Source organism: Denitratisoma oestradiolicum (assembly GCF_902813185.1).
Taxonomy (GTDB): Bacteria; Pseudomonadota; Gammaproteobacteria; order Burkholderiales; family Rhodocyclaceae; genus Denitratisoma; species Denitratisoma oestradiolicum.
The window spans coordinates 2,907,793-2,930,000 of record NZ_LR778301.1 but is presented as its reverse complement, the minus strand read 5'-3'; the positions used below and the strand labels follow the sequence as shown (position 1 = coordinate 2,930,000).

General features: G+C 61.3%; 19 protein-coding genes and 2 rRNA genes (1 of these 21 running past the window's edge). 20 read left to right on the top strand and 1 reads right to left on the bottom strand.

Features of this window, described 5'->3' with window-relative positions; translation table 11 throughout:
• From DENOEST_RS13220 to DENOEST_RS13125, 20 genes are all read left to right on the top strand, one after another.
• Positions 1 to 2,855, top strand: a 23S ribosomal RNA gene (locus DENOEST_RS13220) (it extends 33 nt beyond the left edge of the window).
• Between the two features lie 129 nt (positions 2,856 to 2,984).
• A 5S ribosomal RNA gene (rrf, locus tag DENOEST_RS13215) occupies positions 2,985 to 3,098 on the top strand.
• An 87-nt stretch (positions 3,099 to 3,185) separates the two neighbouring features.
• Positions 3,186 to 4,154: an acetyl-CoA carboxylase carboxyltransferase subunit alpha gene (locus DENOEST_RS13210; protein WP_145772162.1), complete on the top strand. Its 969-nt coding sequence runs from the start codon at positions 3,186 to 3,188 to the stop codon at positions 4,152 to 4,154.
• Positions 4,123 to 5,445: a tRNA lysidine(34) synthetase TilS gene (gene tilS / locus DENOEST_RS13205; RefSeq protein ID WP_145772161.1), complete on the top strand. Its 1,323-nt coding sequence runs from the start codon at positions 4,123 to 4,125 to the stop codon at positions 5,443 to 5,445. The genes DENOEST_RS13210 and tilS overlap by 32 nt, the downstream gene beginning before the upstream one ends.
• Before the next feature lie 40 nt (positions 5,446 to 5,485).
• Positions 5,486 to 5,911 (top strand): nucleoside-diphosphate kinase, encoded by a 426-nt coding sequence (ndk, locus tag DENOEST_RS13200; RefSeq protein ID WP_145772160.1) that lies wholly within the window; start codon positions 5,486 to 5,488, stop codon positions 5,909 to 5,911.
• Positions 5,911 to 7,068 (top strand): 23S rRNA (adenine(2503)-C(2))-methyltransferase RlmN, encoded by a 1,158-nt coding sequence (gene rlmN, locus DENOEST_RS13195; protein WP_145772159.1) that lies wholly within the window; start codon positions 5,911 to 5,913, stop codon positions 7,066 to 7,068. The genes ndk and rlmN overlap by 1 nt, the downstream gene beginning before the upstream one ends.
• 8 nt (positions 7,069 to 7,076) lie before the next feature.
• On the top strand, positions 7,077 to 7,865 hold the full coding sequence (gene pilW / locus DENOEST_RS13190; RefSeq protein WP_232096584.1) for a type IV pilus biogenesis/stability protein PilW: 789 nt from the start codon (positions 7,077 to 7,079) through the stop codon (positions 7,863 to 7,865).
• A complete protein-coding gene (locus DENOEST_RS13185; protein ID WP_145772157.1) occupies positions 7,862 to 8,722 on the top strand; it encodes a RodZ domain-containing protein in 861 nt (286 codons plus the stop codon). The genes pilW and DENOEST_RS13185 overlap by 4 nt, the downstream gene beginning before the upstream one ends.
• 5 nt (positions 8,723 to 8,727) lie before the next feature.
• Entirely contained in the window at positions 8,728 to 9,969 is a 1,242-nt protein-coding gene (gene ispG, locus DENOEST_RS13180) for a flavodoxin-dependent (E)-4-hydroxy-3-methylbut-2-enyl-diphosphate synthase (protein ID WP_145772156.1), read from the top strand.
• Positions 9,970 to 9,981: 12 nt separating this feature from the next.
• Positions 9,982 to 11,262, top strand: coding sequence for a histidine--tRNA ligase (hisS, locus tag DENOEST_RS13175; RefSeq protein ID WP_145772155.1), 1,281 nt, complete (start codon positions 9,982 to 9,984; stop codon positions 11,260 to 11,262).
• 11 nt (positions 11,263 to 11,273) lie between these two features.
• Positions 11,274 to 11,945 (top strand): tetratricopeptide repeat protein, encoded by a 672-nt coding sequence (locus DENOEST_RS13170; RefSeq protein WP_145772154.1) that lies wholly within the window; start codon positions 11,274 to 11,276, stop codon positions 11,943 to 11,945.
• Entirely contained in the window at positions 11,942 to 13,093 is a 1,152-nt protein-coding gene (gene bamB / locus DENOEST_RS13165) for an outer membrane protein assembly factor BamB (RefSeq protein ID WP_145772153.1), read from the top strand. The genes DENOEST_RS13170 and bamB overlap by 4 nt, the downstream gene beginning before the upstream one ends.
• Positions 13,094 to 13,096: 3 nt before the next feature.
• On the top strand, positions 13,097 to 14,419 hold the full coding sequence (gene der, locus DENOEST_RS13160) for a ribosome biogenesis GTPase Der (protein ID WP_145772152.1): 1,323 nt from the start codon (positions 13,097 to 13,099) through the stop codon (positions 14,417 to 14,419).
• Positions 14,420 to 14,498: 79 nt separating this feature from the next.
• The gene (gene hfq / locus DENOEST_RS13155) at positions 14,499 to 14,732 is read left to right on the top strand and encodes an RNA chaperone Hfq (protein WP_145772151.1); all 234 of its coding nucleotides are present in this window, start codon (positions 14,499 to 14,501) and stop codon (positions 14,730 to 14,732) included.
• 53 nt (positions 14,733 to 14,785) lie between these two features.
• Positions 14,786 to 15,979, top strand: a complete 1,194-nt coding sequence (hflX, locus tag DENOEST_RS13150) for a GTPase HflX (RefSeq protein ID WP_145772150.1) — start codon at positions 14,786 to 14,788, stop codon at positions 15,977 to 15,979.
• Positions 15,980 to 15,993: 14 nt separating this feature from the next.
• Entirely contained in the window at positions 15,994 to 17,271 is a 1,278-nt protein-coding gene (hflK, locus tag DENOEST_RS13145; RefSeq protein WP_145772149.1) for an FtsH protease activity modulator HflK, read from the top strand.
• Positions 17,271 to 18,149, top strand: coding sequence for a protease modulator HflC (hflC, locus tag DENOEST_RS13140; RefSeq protein WP_145772148.1), 879 nt, complete (start codon positions 17,271 to 17,273; stop codon positions 18,147 to 18,149). Before hflK ends, hflC begins: the two co-directional genes overlap by 1 nt.
• Positions 18,150 to 18,151: 2 nt before the next feature.
• Positions 18,152 to 18,340, top strand: a complete 189-nt coding sequence (locus tag DENOEST_RS13135) for a DUF2065 domain-containing protein (protein WP_269475908.1) — start codon at positions 18,152 to 18,154, stop codon at positions 18,338 to 18,340.
• Positions 18,340 to 19,512, top strand: a complete 1,173-nt coding sequence (locus DENOEST_RS13130) for an ATP phosphoribosyltransferase regulatory subunit (RefSeq protein WP_145772147.1) — start codon at positions 18,340 to 18,342, stop codon at positions 19,510 to 19,512. Before DENOEST_RS13135 ends, DENOEST_RS13130 begins: the two co-directional genes overlap by 1 nt.
• Positions 19,505 to 20,815, top strand: coding sequence for an adenylosuccinate synthase (locus tag DENOEST_RS13125; protein ID WP_145772146.1), 1,311 nt, complete (start codon positions 19,505 to 19,507; stop codon positions 20,813 to 20,815). The genes DENOEST_RS13130 and DENOEST_RS13125 overlap by 8 nt, the downstream gene beginning before the upstream one ends.
• Here the strand turns inward: DENOEST_RS13125 and DENOEST_RS13120 are convergent.
• Complete coding sequence (locus tag DENOEST_RS13120) at positions 20,808 to 22,172, bottom strand: hypothetical protein (protein WP_145772145.1); 1,365 nt, start codon at positions 22,170 to 22,172, stop codon at positions 20,808 to 20,810. The genes DENOEST_RS13125 and DENOEST_RS13120 overlap by 8 nt on opposite strands.
• Positions 22,173 to 22,208 lie beyond the last annotated feature (36 nt).

Genomic DNA, 22,208 nt, shown 5'->3' with positions numbered 1-22,208 from the left:
TGGCGATCACAGGCGATGAAGGACGTTGTAGTCTGCGAAAAGCTTCGGGGAGCTGACAAACAAGCATTGATCCGGAGATGTCCGAATGGGGAAACCCGGCCCGAAAGGGTCATCCCGCACTGAATACATAGGTGCGAGGAGGCGAACCGAGCGAACTGAAACATCTAAGTAGCTCGAGGAAAAGAAATCAACCGAGATTCCCCAAGTAGTGGCGAGCGAACGGGGAAGAGCCTGTACGATTTAGCAGTTGCGTTAATAGAACAACCTGGAAAGGTTGGCCAGAGCGGGTGATAGCCCCGTATATGAAAGCCCGATTGTGGAACTGAGCGTACGAAAAGTAGGGCGGGACACGTGAAATCCTGTCTGAAGATGGGGGGACCATCCTCCAAGGCTAAATACTCGTGATCGACCGATAGTGAACTAGTACCGTGAGGGAAAGGCGAAAAGAACCCCGGGAGGGGAGTGAAATAGATCCTGAAACCGCATGCATACAAACAGTGGGAGCCCTGAAAGGGGTGACTGCGTACCTTTTGTATAATGGGTCAGCGACTTACGTTCTGTAGCGAGCTTAACCGAATAGGGGAGGCGTAGCGAAAGCGAGTCTGATAAGGGCGCTTTAGTTGCAGGGCGTAGACCCGAAACCAGATGATCTATCCATGGCCAGGATGAAGGTGCCGTAACAGGTACTGGAGGTCCGAACCCACTAGTGTTGAAAAACTAGGGGATGAGCTGTGGATAGGGGTGAAAGGCTAAACAAATCTGGAAATAGCTGGTTCTCCCCGAAAACTATTTAGGTAGTGCCTCGTGTGGACACTTCCGGGGGTAGAGCACTGTAATCGTTGAGGGGGTCATTGCGATCTACCTCGCGATAGCAAACTCCGAATACCGGAAAGTGATGCACGGGAGACAGACGGTGGGTGCTAACGTCCATCGTCAAGAGGGAAACAACCCAGACCGCCAGCTAAGGTCCCCAATGATTGGCTAAGTGGAAAACGAGGTGGGAAGGCATAGACAGTCAGGAGGTTGGCTTAGAAGCAGCCATCCTTTAAAGAAAGCGTAATAGCTCACTGATCGAGTCGTCCTGCGCGGAAGATGTAACGGGGCTCAAGCCAATAACCGAAGCTGCGGATGCACAGTAATGTGCGTGGTAGGGGAGCGTTCTGTAGGCCTGCGAAGGTGTTCCGGGAGGAATGCTGGAGGTATCAGAAGTGCGAATGCTGACATGAGTAGCGATAAAGGGTGTGAAAAGCACCCTCGCCGAAAGCCCAAGGTTTCCTGCGCAACGTTCATCGGCGCAGGGTGAGTCGGTCCCTAAGGCGAGGCCGAAAGGCGTAGTCGATGGAAAACAGGTCAATATTCCTGTACCAGTCTTGAATGCGATGGGGGGACGGAGAAGGTTACCTCAGCCATCTGTTGGAATAGGTGGTTTAAGCGTGTAGGCGTGCCCGATAGGCAAATCCGTCGGGCTAAGCTGAGGCGTGATGACGAGTCTCCTCGTGAGACGAAGTGAGCGATACCCTGCTTCCAGGAAAAGCCTCTAAGCTTCAGTTCAAGATTGACCGTACCGCAAACCGACACAGGTGGGCAGGATGAAAATTCTAAGGCGCTTGAGAGAACTCAGGAGAAGGAACTCGGCAAATTGATACCGTAACTTCGGGAGAAGGTATGCCCCGGTAGCGTGTAGTGGCTTGCCCACGAAGCGTGATGGGGCCGCAGAGAATCGGTGGCTGCGACTGTTTAATAAAAACACAGCACTCTGCAAAGTCGAAAGACGACGTATAGGGTGTGACGCCTGCCCGGTGCTGGAAGGTTAAGTGATGGGGTGCAAGCTCTTGATCGAAGCCCCAGTAAACGGCGGCCGTAACTATAACGGTCCTAAGGTAGCGAAATTCCTTGTCGGGTAAGTTCCGACCTGCACGAATGGCGTAACGATGGCCACACTGTCTCCTCCTGAGACTCAGCGAAGTTGAAGTGTTTGTGAAGATGCAATCTACCCGCGGCTAGACGGAAAGACCCCATGAACCTTTACTGTAGCTTTGCATTGGACTTTGACGGGACTTGTGTAGGATAGGTGGGAGGCTGTGAGACGTGGTCGCCAGATCGCGTGGAGCCAACCTTGAAATACCACCCTGGTGTCGTTGAGGTTCTAACCTTGGTCCGTGAATCCGGATCGGGAACCGTGCATGGTAGGCAGTTTGACTGGGGCGGTCTCCTCCCAAAGAGTAACGGAGGAGTACGAAGGTCTTCTAGGTACGGTCGGACATCGTACTGATAGTGCAATGGCAAAAGAAGGCTTGACTGCGAGTCCAACAAGACGAGCAGGTGCGAAAGCAGGTCATAGTGATCCGGTGGTTCTGTATGGAAGGGCCATCGCTCAACGGATAAAAGGTACTCTGGGGATAACAGGCTGATTCCGCCCAAGAGTTCATATCGACGGCGGAGTTTGGCACCTCGATGTCGGCTCATCACATCCTGGGGCTGTAGCCGGTCCCAAGGGTATGGCTGTTCGCCATTTAAAGTGGTACGTGAGCTGGGTTTAAAACGTCGTGAGACAGTTTGGTCCCTATCTGCCGTGGGCGCTGGAAGTTTGAGGGAGCCTGCTCCTAGTACGAGAGGACCGGAGTGGACGTACCTCTGGTGTACCGGTTGTCACGCCAGTGGCATCGCCGGGTAGCTAAGTACGGAAGAGATAACCGCTGAAAGCATCTAAGCGGGAAACTCGTCTCAAGATAAGACTTCCCGGGGCCTTGAGCCCCCTGAAGGGTCGTCCAAGACCAGGACGTTGATAGGCTGGGTGTGGAAGCGCAGCAATGCGTTAAGCTAACCAGTACTAATTGCCCGTGCGGCTTGACCCTATAACATTGAGTGTCTCCCCTTGCCGGCGACACTCGCGCAAAATACAATCACTCACCCCAAAATCTTTACTTCCCCATTCAGGTGCTCAGATAACAGCTCCGCTGCTTCTCTCAGCACCCCCAGTTTCGTCTGGTGCACATAGCGTCTTGGAACCACCCCTTCCCTTCCCGAACAGGACCGTGAAACAGGATCGCGCCAATGATAGTGAGTTAACCTCTCGCGAAAGTAGGTCAGCGCCAGACTCCCCATCCCCAATTACCCCTCGTTCCCTCAAGAACGAGGGGTTTTTGCTTTTAAGACAGCTCTCCAGCGCGATAGAATGCGTTCCCATGAAAACGACCTTTCTTGAATTTGAACAGCCGATTGCGGAACTCGAAGCCAAGATCGAACAATTGCGTTTCGTTCAGGATGATTCCGCCGTCGATATCTCCGAAGAAATCAGCCGTCTGGAGGCCAAGAGCCTGTCCCTGACGAGAGATCTCTACGCCAAGCTGACACCATGGCAGATCGCCCAAGTGGCGCGGCATCCTCAACGCCCCTATACGCTGGATTATGTCGAGCACATCTTCACCAACTTCGAGGAGCTGCACGGTGATCGCACTTTTGCGGACGATGCTGCCATTGTTGGTGGCTTGGCCAGATTCAATGGTCAGGCCTGCATGGTCATCGGACATCAAAAGGGACGGGATACCAAGGAAAAAATTTCCCGGAATTTTGGCATGCCTCGTCCCGAGGGCTATCGTAAGGCCTTGCGCCTGATGAAACTGGCTGAACGCTTCGGACTGCCGATCTTCACTTTTGTTGATACGCCAGGAGCCTATCCCGGTATTGATGCGGAGGAGCGAGGGCAGTCGGAGGCCATTGGACACAACCTCTATGCCATGGCCGAACTACGGGTTCCGCTGATCACTACCGTCATCGGTGAAGGAGGGTCGGGCGGTGCCCTGGCCATCGCCGTGGGAGATGCTGTGCTGATGCTCCAATATTCCACCTACGCCGTTATTTCTCCCGAGGGTTGCGCTTCTATTCTCTGGAAAAGTTCTGAGATGGCCCCTGTGGCAGCAGAGACCATGGGAATTACCGCTGCCCGCCTGAAAGCCCTGGGCCTGGTTGATCGAGTGGTGAACGAACCTTGTGGCGGCGCTCACCGGGATCAAATCGCCATGGCGGCCACGCTGAAAAAGTCCCTCCAGGACGTTCTCAAGCAGCTTTCCGGCATGGAACCCACTGAGCTCATCGCTCGTCGTTTCGAGCGGCTGATGGGCTATGGCAAGTTCAAGGAACAGACCCGCCACTGATTCCCTGCCCCAGTTGGTGGGCCAACGCCTGGCCCCCTATCTGGCGCGAGGGCGGCGTGTGACGGTTGCTTATTCAGGGGGGCTGGACTCGACGGTCCTGCTGCATCTGCTGGCCACCTTGCAACGAGAGGGGGCTGCTTTGTCTCTCTGCGCTGTTCATGTCAATCATGGGCTTAGCCCCAATGCTGCTGGGTGGCAACAGCACTGTGAGGGATTTTGCCGCGAACTGGATATCCCACTGCTTTGTGTGTCGGTCCTGGTGGGGCAAGGGAGCGGTGAAGGACTTGAGGGGGCGGCCCGACGTGCCCGCTATGAGGTGCTGCATGGTCTCCCTTCCGACTGGATCGCACTTGCCCATCACCGTGATGATCAGGTCGAAACCCTGCTGTTGAATCTGCTGCGGGGGACCGGCTCGGTGGGCGCCGGTGCCATGGCTGAGCGTACGGGGAAGCTTCTACGGCCCCTGTTGCCCGTGCCCCGCGCTCGCTTGCATGACTATGCGGTACATCATGGCCTGCGCTGGGTGGAGGATGAAAGCAACGAAAACAATATTTTCCGTCGCAATTACCTGCGAAACGAAATCATCCCCCGGATAGTGAGTCACTTCCCGGCCGCGTCGGAAAACTTGGCGCGGGCCGCTCAGGGATTCCGGGCGGCTGCGGGGCTGTTAGAGAACCTGGCCAGGCAGGATTTCGGGAACGGATCCCGCCTGTCTGTGGATACTTTGAGCCAGTTGAGCACCGATCGTGCCGAGAACCTGCTGTACTGGTACCTGCGTTGGCAGGGCGCGAAGGTACGCAGCCGCGGGGAACTGGAGGAATTCATCCGCCAGCTTGTGGCGGCAACACCGGATGCGGCGCCGTGCTTGCGGCTGGGTGATTTCGCGATTCACCGATATCGGGGCGAGGTCTGGGTGGTTCCGGAGATCGCGGAGGCGGAAAATGCACTGCTGTGGCAGGGAGAGTACCGGCTACCCTGGATGGGCGGGGAAATCCTGATCCAGCGTGGCCCGGGTGGTGAAATCCGGCAGGAACTTCTGGATAAGGGACGAGTCAGCTTCCGTCTACGCCGTGGCGGTGAGCGTCTGCAGCTGGGACGCACCAGGAAAAACCGCCCCTTGAAGGACTGGCTGCGGGAGAGCGCCATCCCTCCCTGGATCAGGGAGCGTCTGCCATTGATGTACTGCAATGAAGATCTGGTTTGGGTGCCTGGCGTTGGGGTGGCCGCCGAATACCGTAATGAAGGCGAGGATAGCGGGATTGGATTAGAGTTCAGCGGCCTAACTTGGTAGAATCCCCTGTTTTTAAATCAGAAAGCCGAAGGAGAAGCAGATGGCGATTGAACGCACCCTGTCCATTATCAAACCCGATGCCGTGGCGAAGAATGTCATCGGTAAAATCTATAGCCGCTTCGAAACCTCCGGCTTGAAAATCGCGGCCGCCAGGCTGGTGCAGCTTTCCCGTGCCGAGGCTGAAGGCTTCTACGCGGTGCACCGGGAGCGCCCCTTCTTCAAGGATCTGGTGGAGTTCATGATTTCCGGTCCGGTCATGGTGCAGGTTCTGGAAGGCGAGAACGCGATTGCCAAGAACCGTGAGCTGATGGGCGCCACAGACCCCAAGAAGGCTGAAGCTGGCACGATTCGCGCTGACTTCGCCGACTCCATCGACGCCAATGCCGTGCATGGCTCCGACGCGCCTGAAACTGCTGCGGTGGAAATCGCCTATTTCTTCCCGGCCCTGAACGTCTACAGTCGTTAATGTCCGTCAACCTGCTCGATTTCGATGCCAAAGGTCTTGCGGCATTTTTCGCCCATCTTGGCGAGAAGCCGTTCCGCGCCACGCAAGTGTTGCGCTGGATGCATCGATACGGGCAGGACGATTTCGATGGAATGACCGACATCGCCAAGAGTCTGCGTGACAAACTCAAGTCGGTGACGGTCATCCAGCCACCATCCATTGTTTCAGACAAACTGTCGGATGATGGCACTCGCAAGTTCCTGATGGATGTGGGTAACCAGAATGCCATAGAAACGGTGTTCATCCCTGAGGCCACCCGTGGCACCCTGTGCATTTCCTCCCAGGCAGGTTGTGCTCTCGACTGTTCTTTCTGCTCGACCGGCAAGCAGGGTTTCAACCGTAATCTGACGGTGGCGGAAATCATTGGCCAGCTCTGGCAGGCTAATCGAGTGCTTGGTGGTCATCGCTCCCCCACCCCTGTCCCCTCTCACACGGAGGGGAGAGAGGAGCAGCGAATCGCTGAAGCGGCAAACGGGACAGAGCGGATCATCAGCAATGTGGTAATGATGGGCATGGGCGAGCCTCTGGCCAATTTCGACAACGTGGTCACCGCCCTGTACCTGATGCTGGACGACAATGCCTACGGTTTGTCGCGGCGCCGCGTGACTGTGTCCACCTCGGGCATCGTGCCGGCCATGGACCGGTTGCGGGAGGAATGTCCCGTCGCCCTGGCGGTTTCGCTGCATGCGCCCAATGATCGCCTGCGCGACGAACTGGTACCCATCAACCGCAAGTACCCCCTGGCTGAACTGATGGCCGCTTGCCGCCGTTACCTGGTGTCGGCGCCCCGGGACTTCATTACCTTCGAGTACGTCATGCTCGATGGTGTGAACGATCGCGAAATCGATGCCCGCCAGTTGCTGGAACTGACCCGTGATGTGCCCTGCAAATTCAATCTGATTCCCTTCAATCCCTTCCCCAGGTCTGTCTATCGTCGCAGCCCCGCAGAGCAGGTTCGACGCTTCGGCGAAGTGCTGCTGCGGCAAGGGATTGTCACCACGATCCGAAAGACCCGCGGTGACGATATCGACGCGGCCTGCGGTCAATTGGCTGGCCAGGTGCGGGATAAATCCCGCCGTCTGGCCCGTGCAAGCATTCCCCTGACGGAGGTGGCCTAGTGAGAACGATGCTCTGGTTGTGCCTGCTCTTCATCCTGGCAGCGTGTACCTCGACCGGCGGTGACGATCTCTTGCTTCATTCGTCGCGTGCTCAGCAGCCGGATGCCCAGCAGGGCAGCGGCAAGAGCACTCGGGCTCGGGCCAAGAGCCATGCGGATCTCGGGGCCGGCTATTACGAGGCTCGCCAGTTTTCCACGGCCCTGGATGAGGCGAGAATTGCCATTGCTGCGGATTCTTCCTATGCCCCTGCCCACAATCTGTTGGCCCTGGTCTATATGGAGCTCAAGGAGCATCGTGCTGCCAGCGATGCCTTCGAGCGGGCCTTGAAGCTAGAACCTGGGGATCCGGAAATCAGCAATAATTACGGCTGGTTCCTGTGTCAGATTGGTCAGGAGCCCAAAGGCCTGGAGTATCTTCAGGCAGCAGTGCGTAATCCCCTGTATGCCGCGCCGGCGGTGGCCTTGACCAACGCGGCGGCCTGCGCGCAAAACATCAAGAATTTCGATAGGGCGGGCGAGTATCTGGCGCAAGCTCTGCGCGTCGATCCGAACAATCCTCGAGCTCTGTTTATGTTGGCGGAGCTGAACCACAAGCTGGGGCGTTACGGCGAAGCCCAACTGCGCATCGCGGCCTTCCACCGCCTCGTTGAGGCTAGTGCCGAATCGACTTGGCTGGCTCTTCGTATCGCCCGTGGTCAGGGGAATCGGGGGGATGAGGCCAGGTTCGGTGCCCAGTTGCGGCAGAAATTTTCCACCAGCAATGAATTCCAGAAAATGCTTCAGGGACAATACGAATGAGCGAGCAAAGTCTCGATGCCGATGCCGGACCTGAGTTGCCCCCAGTGCCAGAAACCATACCGGTGCAATTGCCCGGTGCTCGCTTGCGCCAGGCCCGTGAGGGTATGGGCATGGGTATTGACGACGTGGCGCAGATACTCAAGTTCAGCCATCGGCAGATCGAGGCGCTGGAACGGGATGACTATCAGGTCTTGCAAGGTGCGACCTTCGTGCGGGGCTTTGTTCGGGTCTATGCCAAATTGTTGAAGTTGGATGCCGGGGATCTGTTGTCCCGCCTCGATACCGAGGTGCCTGTGACCCAGGCGGAAATCGCAGCTCCCTGCAACATGGGGGATGCGGCGCCGGAAGCCTTTGTTGAGCGCAACCAGCGTGCATTGATCATCGGTTTGTTGTTCCTGGTGGTTGCTGTCGTGGCGGGCTATCTGTACACCCGCCGGGATGTAGGAGCACCGGAAGGGACCGTACCCCTGTCCTCTGTGGCAAACCCGGCCGTGGAGGCGATGCCCCCACCCATGGAGTCTCAGGTGCCAGTGACCGTTTCCTCCCCTGTTGAACCGGTGTCTCCGGACACCGCTGCGGCGGCGCCGCTACCAATGCAGTCGGCCGCAGCGGTGGCCGCTGCTCCAGCGTTGGTCTTCGATTTTGACGATATCTCCTGGCTGGAGGTGAAGGACGCCACCCAGCGCATCATACTGACCGGGGAGTTCCCCAAAGGTAGCCATCAGACGGTCAGCGGCCGTCCTCCCTACCAGCTCTGGATCGGAAAAGCCTCCGGGGTGCGCGTGGTTTATGGGGATCGCAAGGTGGATCTCCAGCCCCATACCCGCGACGCCGTCGCCCGCCTGACCCTGGATTGATTCCCATGGATGCTTCCTTGCCGGACGGGCCCCTGTCCCGCCGAGTCACCCGTTCCGTTCGCGTTGGCAGCGTCCTGATGGGCGGTGGCGCGCCTGTGGTCGTGCAGTCCATGACCAACACCGATACCGTGGATGATTTCGCCACGGCGATGCAGGTGGCTCAGTTGGCCCGGGCCGGCTCCGAAGTGGTGCGGATCACCGTCAATACCCGGGAAGCGGCCATGGCTGTGCCGAAGATTCGGGAGCGACTGATCGCCATGGGCCAGGACGTGCCCTTGGTGGGGGATTTCCACTTCAACGGCCACAAACTCTTGACCGAGGTGCCGGAATGCGCCGAGGCCCTGGCCAAGCTGCGCATCAATCCGGGTAACGTGGGCAAGGGCGCCCGCCGTGACGAGCAGTTCGCCCAATTGATCGAAATTGCCTGCCGCTACGACAAGCCGGTTCGCATTGGCGTCAACTGGGGCAGCCTGGATCAGGATCTGCTGGCCCGGATCATGGACGAGAACGCCCATCGTGCCGTGCCCCGCGACGCGGTGCAGATCATGCGCGAAGCGATGGTGGCCTCCGCCATCGAGTCGGCCCGCAAGGCCGAGGAACTGGGCCTGTCCGCCGACCACATCGTGCTCTCCTGCAAGGTCTCGGGCGTCCAGGATCTGATCGCGGTCTATCGGGAACTGGCCCGGCGTGGCGATTACGCCCTGCATCTGGGCCTGACCGAGGCCGGCATGGGTAGCAAGGGCATCGTGGCATCCACTGCGGCGCTTTCCGTGCTGTTGCAGGAAGGCATTGGTGACACCATCCGCATTTCCCTGACTCCGGAACCTGGCGGCGATCGAACCCGGGAAGTGATCGTGGCCCAGGAGATACTCCAGACCATGGGGCTGCGCGCCTTCACTCCCCTGGTAGCAGCCTGCCCAGGTTGCGGCCGTACCACCAGCACCTATTTCCAGGAACTGGCCCAGGATATCCAGACCTATGTCCGCGACCGGATGCCCCAGTGGAATCTGGAGCGGGTCGGAGTGGAGAACATGAGCCTGGCGGTGATGGGCTGCGTGGTCAATGGTCCGGGGGAAAGCAAACATGCCAATATCGGTATTTCCCTACCCGGTACCGGCGAGGAGCCGGTGGCGCCAGTCTATGTGGACGGGGAGCGGGTCACCACACTGCGCGGCGACAATATTGCCGCCGAGTTCCGCCAGATCATCGATGATTATGTGGCGCGCACCTATCCGCCGCGCCTCTGACCTTTTTCAAACATGAGCCAAACTTTGCAAGCCATTCGCGGGATGAACGACATCCTGCCCGACGAAGCCGAACTCTGGGAACAGTTCGAGGAACTGGTCCGCGACTGGCTGCGAGCCTATGGCTACCGGCCCATCCGCATGCCGCTGGTGGAAGCCACGCCCCTGTTCTGCAGGGCCATCGGCGAGGTGACCGATATCGTCGAAAAGGAAATGTATTCCTTCGAGGACAGTCTCAACGGGGAAAAACTGACCTTGCGTCCCGAAGGCACGGCCTCCTGCGTGCGGGCCGTGCTCCAGCACAACATGCTCTATGAAGGACCCAAGCGACTCTGGTACATGGGTCCCATGTTTCGCCATGAGCGTCCCCAGAAGGGACGCTATCGCCAGTTTCATCAGGTGGGCGTGGAGGCCCTGGGCTTTGCCGGTCCCGACGTGGATGCCGAACAGATCCTGATGGGTGCCCGGCTCTGGGATGACCTGGGCCTGGAGGGCATCCGCCTGGAAATCAACACCCTGGGCCAGGCCGAGGAGCGGGCGCGCCATCGCGCCGAACTGATCGACTACCTGAGCCGTCATGAACCGCGCCTCGACGCCGATGCCCGGCGTCGCCTGCATACCAATCCGTTGCGTATCCTGGATACCAAGAATCCGGAGATGCAGGATCTGGTGGAAGGCGCCCCCAAACTGATCGACTATCTGGGCGAGGAATCCCTCAAGCATTTCGAGGGGGTGCAGGCCGTGCTGCGGGATGCGGCGATTCCCTACCGGATCAACCCGCGCCTGGTGCGGGGCCTGGACTATTACAACCTGACGGTGTTCGAGTGGATATCCGATCAGCTCGGTGCCCAGGGCACGGTCTGCGCGGGCGGTCGTTACGACGGCCTGGTGCAGCAACTGGGCGGCAAGCCGGCCCCGGCCTGCGGCTTCGCCATGGGCGTGGAACGGCTGCTGGCTCTGTGGCTGGAGCAGGGCCACGAGCCGGCCCGGCCGGCGCCCGATATCTATCTGGTGCACCAGGGGGAAGCGGCCAGCCGCCATGCCTTCCTCGTGGCGGAACAACTTAGGGATGCCGGCTTTGCCGTGCATTTTCATTGTGGTGGCGGCGGCTTCAAGGCTCAGATGAAACGGGCCAATGGCTCCGGCGCGCAATTGGCGGCCATCATCGGCGATGAAGAAGCGGCGGCCGCCGAAGTGACCCTGAAGCCCTTGCGGGACCAGGCGGAACAGCGGCGCGTGCCCCTGGCCCAGGTGGCCGAGGTGGCGGGCGAATGGATTTTCGGTAGCGGGGAATAGGAGAACGAACAATGGCTGTCTACGACCTCGAAGAGCAGGAACAACTCGAAGAAATCAAGACCTGGTGGAAGCTGCATGGCAACCGGATCACCACCCTGGCGCTGGTGGTGGCTCTGGCCGCCGTGGGCTGGCAGGGCTGGAACTGGTGGCAGCGCAACCAGGCGGCTCAGGCCTCGGCCATCTACATGGGGCTGGAAAAAGCCGCTGGCGAGCGGGATATCAAGCGCACCCGTGAACTGGCCGGGGAACTGATCGACAAGTTCCCGCGCACCACCTACGCCGGCATGGGCGCGCTGCTTTCGGCACGGGTGCAGGTGGATGGCAAAGACGCCAAGAATGCCAGGCTGCAATTGCAGTGGGCGGCAGAAAACACCCGGGATCAGTCCCTGCGCGATCTGGCTCGGTTGCGCCTGGCCGCTCTGCTGATCGACGAGAACTCCTATGACGAGGCTCTCAAACAACTGGCGGCAGAGCCGGGAAGCGCTTTTTCCCCCCGCTATGCCGAATTGAAGGGGGATGCCCTGGCTGCCCAGGGCAAGCTGGCCGAGGCCCGCACCGCCTATGATGTTGCTCTTTCTGGGTTGGAGAAACAGCCTCGTGGCCAGGGTGAGGCTGCTGCCATGCAGTCCGCCTACCGGGAAATGCTCCAGGCCAAGCGCGATGCCATGGGGAGCGCCAAGTGAAGACCCTGCGCCTGATACTGCCCCTTGCCGCCCTGATACTGGGAGGCTGCTCGACCATCGACAAATACAACCCCTTCTCCTCCACCGATCCCAAAACACGGCCGGCGGAGCTGTCGGTCATAGATCCGGTGACGGCCCGGATGGTGCCCCTCTGGCGGGCCTCCATCGGCAAGTCCCAGGATTACGTGCTGAGCCCGGCAGTGGCCGGAAACGCTGTCTATGCCGCTTCCCCGGATGGCGTACTGGCCCGTTTCGATCAGGGCAAGGAACGTTGGCGCATCTCCGTGGGCCAGACCCTTTCCGGGGGCGTCGGTGCTGATGGCAAGCTGGTGGCGGTGGGCACACCCAAGGGCGAGGTGCTGACTTTCGACGCCGAAACCGGTGCCGCAAAATGGAAAGCACGGGTCAGCTCCGAGGTACTGGCGGCGCCCGTGCTTGCCGAGGGCATGGTGGTGGTGCGCAGCGGTGATTCCCATATCGCCGCCCTGGAGGCTGCCGATGGCAAGCGGCGCTGGATATATCAGCGAGCCACGCCTTCCCTCAGCCTGCGCTCCAGCGTAGGCGTCCTGGCGGTGCCGGGGGGGCTGCTGGCGGGATTCCCCGGCGGCAAGGTGGTGGCCCTGGCCCTGAACAATGGTGCCGTGGCCTGGGAAACCGTGGTCACAACCCCCAAAGGGGCCACCGAACTGGAACGGATGGCTGACATCACTAGCCTGCCTCAGCTCAATGACCGTCATGCCTGTGCGGTGGCTTTCCAGGGACGGGTGGCCTGTTTCGATGCGGCTGGCGGCAATACCGTGTGGTCACGGGACATCTCCTCCCTTCAGGGTCTGGACATGGATGGCCGCGCCGTCTACGTGAGCGACGACAAGGGTGCCGTCCAGGCCTATGACCGCAACAGCGGCTCCAGCCTGTGGCGCCAGGCCAAGCTCACCAACCGCCAGCCTTCCCGGCCCCTGGTGATCGGAGGTTATGTGGCGGTGGGGGATGTGCAGGGATGGGTGCATCTGCTGCGACGGGACGACGGTGCCTTCGGCGCCCGTATCGCCACCGATGGCAGCCCCATCGTGGCACCTCCCACCCCGCTGGGGAATGGCCTTCTGGTACAGACCCGGGACGGCGGACTTTTTGCATTTGGAATCGAGTAAATCATGGATCCCACCCTGGTGCTGGTTGGCCGCCCCAATGTCGGCAAGAGCACCCTGTTTAATCGCTTGACCCGCTCTCGGGACGCCCTGGTGGCGGACATGCCCGGCCTGACCCGGGACCGCCATTACGGCCATGGCCGGGGCGGCCCTCGGCCCTTCCTGGTGGTGGATACCGGCGGCTTCGAGCCCCAGGCCAAAGAGGGGATCGTTCAGGAAATGGCGCGCCAGGCCGAGGCAGCCATTGCCGAGGCGGATGTGCTGCTGTTCATCGTGGACGGTCGTACCGGTCTCACCCCCCAGGACAAGGCCATCGCCGACCGCTTGCGGCGCACTGGCCGACCCTTGCATCTGGTGGTCAACAAGGCCGAGGGCATGAACCGCTCCATCGTCGCCGCCGAGTTTCATGAACTGGGTTGCGGCGATCCCCTGGTGATTTCCGCCGCTCATGGCGATGGTGTGCGGGAACTGGTGGAACTGGCCCTGGAGCCCTTTCCGGAGAATTCGGCGGAAGAGGAGGCGGAAAAAGGTCCCCGGGTGGCCATTGCCGGTCGACCCAACGTAGGCAAGAGCACCCTGATCAACACCCTGCTGGGCGAGGAACGGGTCATCGCCTTCGACATGCCCGGCACCACCCGGGATGCCATCGAGATTCCCTTTGAGCGCAACGGTCGTCACTACACCCTGATCGACACTGCCGGCCTGCGCCGCAAGGGCAAGGTCTTCGAGGCGGTGGAAAAGTTCTCGGTGATCAAGACCCTCCAGGCTGTGGAAGAGTCCAACGTGGTGGTGCTGATGCTGGACGCCAGCCAGGACATTTCCGATCAGGATGCTCATATCGCGGGTTTTTGCATCGAAGCCGGCCGCGCCCTGGTACTGGCCATCAACAAGTGGGACATGGTGGACGGCTATCGCCGTGAGCGGATCAAGCAGGATGTGGCGCGCAAGCTCAACTTCCTCGGTTTTGCCCGGGTGCATTACATCTCGGCCCTGGAGGGCCAGGGTATCGGTGGCGTGTTGTCCTCGGTGGATAAGGCCTATGCCGCCGCCATGGCCAAGCTGCCCACGCCCAAGCTGACCCGGGCGCTGATTGATGCAGTCCAGAAGCAGACGCCGCCCCGTCACGGCGTCTTCCGTCCAAAGCTGCGCTATGCCCATCAGGGCGGCAGCAATCCACCCATTATCGTCATTCATGGCAATGCCCTGGAGCATGTGCCGGATTCCTATACCCGCTATCTGGAAAGAGTTTTCATGGAAGCCTTCAAACTTCAGGGAACGCCGTTACGTGTTCAGTACAAGACCAGTCACAATCCTTACTCGGACAAGTGACGTCTGCGCCCGCCCAGGCTGGAAAGCCATGGGGAAATCGATTAAAGTGCCAACTCAAAAATAGAACAGGGGGTTCCCCATGAGCAGTAAAGGGCAAATGCTACAAGACCCGTTCCTGAATACGCTACGTCGTGAGCATATTCCCGTTTCCATCTACCTGGTCAATGGCATCAAGCTGCAAGGTCAGGTCGAGTCCTTCGATCAGTATGTGGTGCTGCTCAAGAATACCGTGACCCAGATGGTCTACAAGCACGCCATTTCCACCATTGTGCCGACGCGACCCGTCAATTTCAGCACCGACGCCACCGATTGATGGATTGATGCCCCATTCCGCCGGCAGAGCGGGGCCGGTTTCCCCCGCCTGCAATGTTTGACCGCCCCGCCTCAGGTTCCTCGTCCACTTCGGGAGCCGTTCTCGTCCAGTTGGATTTTGGCGCCGAGGATTACGCCGAACGCCTGGATGAGCTTGAACTGCTGGCGACCAGCGCCGGTGCCACGCCCCTGGCCGTGGTCGGCGGCAAGCGCGGCAGCCCCGATCCCGCTACTTTCGCGGGCAAGGGCAAGGTGGCGGAAATCGGCGACACCGCCCGGCTGCATGGCGCCGAACTGATCATCTTCAATCACGAGCTGTCCCCGGGCCAGCAGCGCAATCTGGAAAAAATCCTGCAAATCCGGGTGGTGGATCGCACCAGCCTGATCCTGGACATCTTCGCCCTGCGCGCCCGCAGCCATGAAGGCAAGCTTCAGGTGGAGCTGGCTCAGTTGCAGCACCTGGCGACGCGATTGGTGCGGGGCTGGACTCACCTGGAGCGGCAGAAGGGCGGCATCGGCCTGCGTGGCCCCGGCGAGAAACAACTGGAGACCGACCGGCGCCTGCTGGGCAAGCGGGTTGCCCTGCTCAAGGAGCGACTGCGCATCCATGAACGGCAGCGGGCGGTGCGTCGTCGCTCGAGGGAGCGCAGCGAGGTCCTGTCGGTATCTTTGGTGGGCTATACCAACGCGGGCAAGAGCACCCTGTTCAACGCCCTGACCAAGGCCGGTGCCTACGCGGCGAATCAGTTGTTCGCCACCCTGGACACCACCTCCCGTCGCCTGTTCGTGGAAGGCGCGGGGCAGATTGTCATCTCCGATACCGTGGGGTTCATTCGCGACCTGCCTCACTCCCTGGTGGCTGCCTTTCATGCCACACTGGAAGAAACCGCCATGGCGGACCTGCTGCTGCATGTGGTGGATTCCGCCAGCCCGGATCGGGACCAGCAGATGACGGCGGTGAGCCGGGTGCTGGAAGAGATCGGCGCTGGCGGGGTACCCCAGATCCTGGTCTGGAACAAGATCGACCTGAGCGCCGTGGAGCCAGGCATCGACCGTGGCGAGGACGATGACCATGGTAAAATCCGCCGCGTTCGTTGCAGTGCACGAACCGGCGCCGGCCTGGCACTCCTGCGCGAGGCCCTGGCCGAGGTGGCGCGGGAGCGTAACGGACAGCCCGACGCAGACGCAGCAGTGCCTGGTCATTGCACCGGCTACCCATTCAACCAACCCGGAACTTCATCATCGTGATTGCCGGAATTCTCATGTCTTTGAACGACCACGGCTGGGGCAACAAGCCGGATGGTGACAAGAAGGGCAACGGAGATCAGGGTCCCCCGGACCTGGATGAACTCTGGCGCGACTTCAATCGCCGGCTGTCCGGAATGTTCGGCGGCAAGCGGGGCGGCGGTGGCAATGGCGGTGGCTTCGGTGGCGGCGAAATGCCCTCCCTGACTCCGCGCCAGTTCGGTGGCGGCGTTGGTCTGCTGCTGGGCTTGGTGGCGGTGCTGTGGATCGCCAGTGGCTTCTACATCGTCGATGCCAGTCAGCGGGGCGTGGTCTTGCAGTTCGGACGCTACAAGGAAACCACCGATCCGGGCCTGCGCTGGCGCATGCCCTGGCCCATCCAGAGCCATGAGGTGGTGAACCTGTCCGGGGTGCGCACCGTGGAGGTGGGCTACCGGGGCTCGGAAAAGAACAAGGTGCTGAAGGAGGCCCTGATGCTGACCGACGACGAGAACATCGTCAGCGTCCAGTTCGCCGTGCAGTACCTGCTGAAGAGCCCCCAGGACTACATATTCAAGAACCGCTTTCCCGACGAGGCTGTGACCCAGGCCGCCGAGACGGCGATCCGCGAAGTGGTGGGCAAGAACAAGATGGACTTCGTGCTCTACGAAGGGCGCGACGTGATCGCCGCCAACACCACCAAGCTGATGCAGGACATTCTGGATCGTTATGAAACGGGCATTCAGATTCGGGCCGTGACCATGCAAAGCACCCAGCCGCCGGAGCAGGTACAGGCCGCTTTCGACGATGCGGTGAAGGCTGGGCAGGACAGGGAGCGGCAGAAGAACGAGGGCCAGGCCTACGCCAACGATGTGATACCGCGTGCCCAGGGCACCGCCGCCCGGCTGACCGAGGAAGCCTCGGGTTACAAGAGCCGCATCGTCGCCACCGCCCAGGGCGACGCCTCGCGCTTCAAGCAGATACTGGTCGAATACGCCCGCTATCCGGAAGTCACCCGGCAGCGCATGTATCTGGAGACGCTGCAACAGATCTACAGCAACACGAGCAAGGTGATGGTGGATGCCAAGGGCCAGGGCAACCTGCTCTATCTGCCCCTGGACAAGCTGATGCAGGCTGCCAGTGTCGGCGTGGCCGCCCAGGCCGGGCCCAGCGAGCCGGCACCAGCCAGTCATGCCCCGTCGGCGCCGGTTTCCAATGAAGTGCCGCCGCAACTGGAAAAGGCTCCGCCGGTGGGGGGGAGCGGTGACAATCGTTCGCGGGATTCCCTGCGTTCCCGGGATAGGGGGATTCGCTGATGCATCGCCAATTATCCATCGCTGCGGCTGTTGTGGTCGGCCTGTTGCTGCTCCTCAATACCATAATCTTCACCGTGGATCAGCGCCAGTACGCCCTGGTCTTTCAGTTGGGCGAAGTCAAGGACGTGATCACCGATCCGGGCCTTACCGTCAAATGGCCCCTGCTGCAGAACGTGCGCTTTTTTGATAAGCGCATCCTGACCCTGGACTCCGTGGAACCGGAACGTTTTCTGACGGCGGAGAAGAAACCCGTGCTGGTGGACTCCTACGTCAAATGGCGCATCCATGACGTGAAGCAGTACTACGTTTCTGTGGCTGGCGACGAGCAGGTGGCACGCACCCGTCTTTCCCAGACCGTGAATTCCGGCCTGCGGGAGGAGTTCGGTCGTCGCACCGTCCACGACGTGGTGTCCGGCGAACGGGACAAGATCATGAACGAGGTGCAGCGCAAGGCCGATGCCGATGCCCGCACCATGGGCGTGCAGATCGTCGATGTGCGCCTGAAGCGGGTGGATTTCCCACCCGAGGTTTCCGAGTCGGTCTATCGCCGCATGGAAACCGAGCGCAAGCGGGTGGCCAACGAGCTGCGTTCCCAGGGTGGCGCCGAGGCCGAGAAGATCAAGGCCGATGCCGACCGCCAGCGGGAGGTGATCGTTGCCGAGGCCTATCGGGAGGCCCAGAAGGTCAAGGGCGAGGGTGACGCCAAGGCTGCTTCCGTCTATGGCGAGGCCATGGGCCGCAACCCCGAGTTCTACGCCTTCTACCGCAGCATGGAGGCCTATCGGTCCAGCTTCCGCAGCAAGAGCGATGTGCTGGTGGTGGAGCCCAATTCCGACTTTTTCAAGTATCTGAAAAGCGCCGGCCGCGGCGGCAAGTGATCGTGACGGCGTCCACGCTACTGCTGGCCTTCGCCCTGATGCTGGTGATCGAAGGTCTGTTGCCTTTTCTCGCGCCCCGGGTGTGGCGGGAGACCTTCCGCCGGGTGACCGAATTTACCGATGGCCAGCTCCGGTTCATCGGCTTGTCCTCCCTGCTGACGGGACTGATTCTGATGATGGTGGTGAAGTAATGCGCTGGTTATTGCCTGAAGCAATCGAGGACATCCTGCCGCTGGAGGCGGGCCGGGTTGAGATGCTGCGCCGGGGTTTGCTGGATGAATTCAGTCGGCACGGTTATCAATACGTCATTCCTCCGCTGCTGGAGTATGTGGAATCCCTGCTCACCGGTAGCGGCCGCGATCTGGACCTGCGTACCTTCAAACTGGTGGACCAGGCCTCCGGCCGTGCCATGGGCATCCGCGCCGACATCACGCCCCAGGTGGCGCGCATCGATGCCCATCTGCTCAACCGGCGTGGCGTCACCCGCCTGTGCTACAGCGGCAGCGTGTTGCATACCCTGCCGGCGGGTTTCCACGCCACCCGGGAACCCCTGCAAATCGGCGCCGAGCTGTATGGCCACGCCGGCCTGGAAGCCGACATCGAAATCATTCGCCTGCTGGCCCGCTCCCTGGGCCTGGCCGACCTGGCCGCGTCGCGCATCGACCTGGGTCACGTGGGCCTGTTCCGGGCACTGGCGGCGGAGGCAGGCCTGAGCGGCAGCGTTGAGGAGGATGCATTCATCGCCCTCCAGGCCAAGGACCTGCCCAGCCTGCGCCAGATATTGGCTAATGCGGTCCCGGGCCAGGCCAAGGACGGCCTGTTGGCCCTGGCTGAACTCTATGGCGGCCCCGAGGTGCTGGCTCGTGCCCGCCAGGTGCTGCCGCCCATCGTTGCTCCCCAACTGGATGAATTGCAGTGCCTGGCTGATGCCCTGGCTGATCTGCCGGTGAGCTTCGATCTGGCCGATCTGCGGGGTTACCACTATCACAATGGCGTGGTGTTTGCCGCCTATTGCCAGGGCAGCCCTGTGGCCCTGGCCCTGGGCGGGCGCTACGACAAAGCGGGGGCTGCTTATGGCCGCGCCCGTCCGGCCACAGGTTTTTCGATGGACCTGCGTGAACTGGTGCGACTTGGCTCCAAGTCTGTCGGTGCGGGAGCGATTCTGGCACCCTGGCCCGGGGCGGATGCTGTGGGCCGAGCCTTGCAGACGCGGGTGGATAGCCTGCGCGCCGCGGGCGAGACTGTGGTGGTGGCACTACCCGGCCATGAGGGCAACTGGACCGAGACCGGTTGTGATCGCCAGTTGCGGGAGCGGGATGGTCAATGGATTATCGAAGTATTGAAGGAAACGGGAAATGGCTAAGAACGTAGTCGTCGTCGGAACCCAATGGGGCGACGAGGGCAAGGGCAAGATCGTCGATTGGCTCACGGATCACGCCCAAGGCGTGGTGCGCTTTCAGGGAGGCCACAATGCCGGCCATACCCTGGTGATCGGCGGCAAGAAGACCGTGCTGCATCTGGTGCCCTCCGGCATCCTGCGGGAGGGCGTGGTCTGCTACATCGGCAACGGCGTGGTACTGTCTCCCGAGGCCCTGGTCAAGGAGCTGGATGAACTGAAGGATGCCGGCATTGAGGCGGAGCAACGCATCCGCATCTCCGAGGCCTGTCCCCTGATCCTGCCCTACCATCAGGCGCTGGATCTGGCTCGGGAAGCCGCCAAGGGTGCTGGCAAGATCGGCACCACCGGGCGCGGCATCGGCCCCGCCTACGAGGACAAGGTGGCCCGTCGCGCCATTCGTCTCCAGGATCTGGCCAAGCCCAAGCGCTTCGCCGAGAAGTTGGCCGAGCTTCTGGACTATCACAACTTCATGTTGAAGAACTATCACGGCGTCGCCACCGTGGACTTCCAGAAGACCCTGGATGGAGCCCTGGCCCTGGCGCCGCGCCTGACAGCGATGATCGCCGACGTGCCGCGGGCACTCTACGACGCCCACAACGCCGGCAGCAACCTGCTGTTCGAAGGCGCTCAGGGTAGCCTGCTGGATATTGACCACGGCACCTATCCCTTCGTCACCTCCAGCAACTGCGTGGCGGGGGCGGCGGCGGCGGGGGCTGGCGTCGGGCCGGGCATGCTGCACTACGTACTGGGCATCACCAAGGCCTATACCACACGGGTTGGCAGCGGTCCCTTCCCCACCGAACTCTACGATGCCGTGGACAAGCTGGATCCGGTGGGCAAGTACCTAGCCACCAAAGGCCACGAATTCGGCGCCACCACCGGACGGGCGCGCCGCTGCGGCTGGTTCGACGCCGCAGCCCTGAAGCGTTCGATTCAGATCAACGGCGTCTCCGGCCTGTGCGTGACCAAGCTGGACGTGCTCGATGGTGTCGAGGAACTCAAGATCTGCACCGGTTACCGCATCAATGGCGCGGTGTCGGACATCCTGCCGGTGGGGGCCGACGATCTGGCCTGCTGCGAACCCATCTACGAGGTCCTGCCGGGCTGGAAGGAAAGCACTGTCGGGGTCAAGACCCTGGCCGAACTGCCGGCCAATGCACGGGCCTACATCAAGCGCATGGAAGAGACCTGCGCCGTGCCCGTGGACATGATTTCCACCGGCCCGGACCGGGAGGAAACCATCGTCCTGCGCCATCCCTTCAAGTAAGGGGTAGCCGCTCGAATTCGAAGATTTCCACGCTGCTGGTCTGATGCCGCAGGGAACCGGGTCGGCAGGCGGTGAGCTTGATGCGACCCCTGGATTCCGTCAGCAGGGTGAAGTCCCGGCGGGAGGCTGGTGCACGGGGAATCAGCAGTGCCTCCCGTTGATCTAGCCGGGGCGGCGAGGTCAACAACAGGGCAGCCACCGGTTCTGCAGTGGCGTTGTTGGTAGCAATGCGCACCGCTACGGCACCCGGTGCCAGCAGTTCCAACCCAACTTCCAAGTTGTCGGCATTTTCGGTCCGGACCCAGCGCACCAGCCATATGCTCCAGGGCGTGGCAGGCGTTGGCCGCAAGCCCAGTACGCTGCCGGCGACCAGTCCGCCGGTCTCGCCCGACAGATGCATCAGGGCGTAGCCGCTGGGGTTTTCGTTGAGCACCAGCCAGTCGGAACAATGGTTCAGGCCGGTAGCACCATCGCGCAGAAGATCCCAGATCTCCCCCAGGCGGGTGCATACCTGAACCCGGCGGTTGCTCCGGCGGCGTATCTGGGTGCGGGTCGGAGGCTTGGTCCAGTGCATCAGTGCCCGCCGCAGGGCGCTGATGCAGACGGCCTGGTCCTCCTCTGCAGGCAGATCCAATTGGCGGACGGGGATGCCGGCCTCCAGGTGGACCAACCGGCTGGCGAAATATTCGCCCAGGTCCACACAATGAAAGTAGATCAGATCCCCTTCCCGGGGCGGCGGTCGCCGGCGCAGGGCGACCGGCAGTTGATCCTGGGCGCAATCGAGCCAGTACCAGTCGCCGTCCTGATCCGGTCGATGACGCTGGACCCGGACCTTGTCACCCTGATCGTGGATCAGCTTGCCCAGGAAGATCAATTCCGGGGGAGCGAAGCTTTCCGGCTGGGCCGCCGCCAGGGCCAGCATGGCTCCCGGCAGGCCGGTGGCGGCATCGGTCTCCATCTTCATGGCATCCCGGACACGCATCCAGAAACCGGCGGGCAGGCGCACGCCCGAGAGAAAACCAATCAGCATCTGGCGCAGCAGGGAGGCTTCCCGGCTAGGCGATACCTGGGTCTGGAGTTCGTGAACCTGGCCCATCACCTGGGTGAGGGTGCGCAATGGCGGCGCCAGGGGCAGGCTGGCATTGCGCAACAAGCCCAGCAGGGCATTCTCGGTGGCTGCCAGGCGGGGCAGCAATGTTGTGGCGAGCTCCCGTCCCTGGGCTGGCGAGAGGCTCGCTGCGAGCAGTCCCCGGAGATGGCGCCGCAGGGGAACCAGATTTTGCAAGGGGTCCGGGTCGTCCTCCCGGGACAGCCAAGCGAGGGTTGCGGCGATAGGGGATGAGTTGGGCTGGGTCATTAATTCCCGCCGGTTCGGCGCTGCAATCGTTTCAGT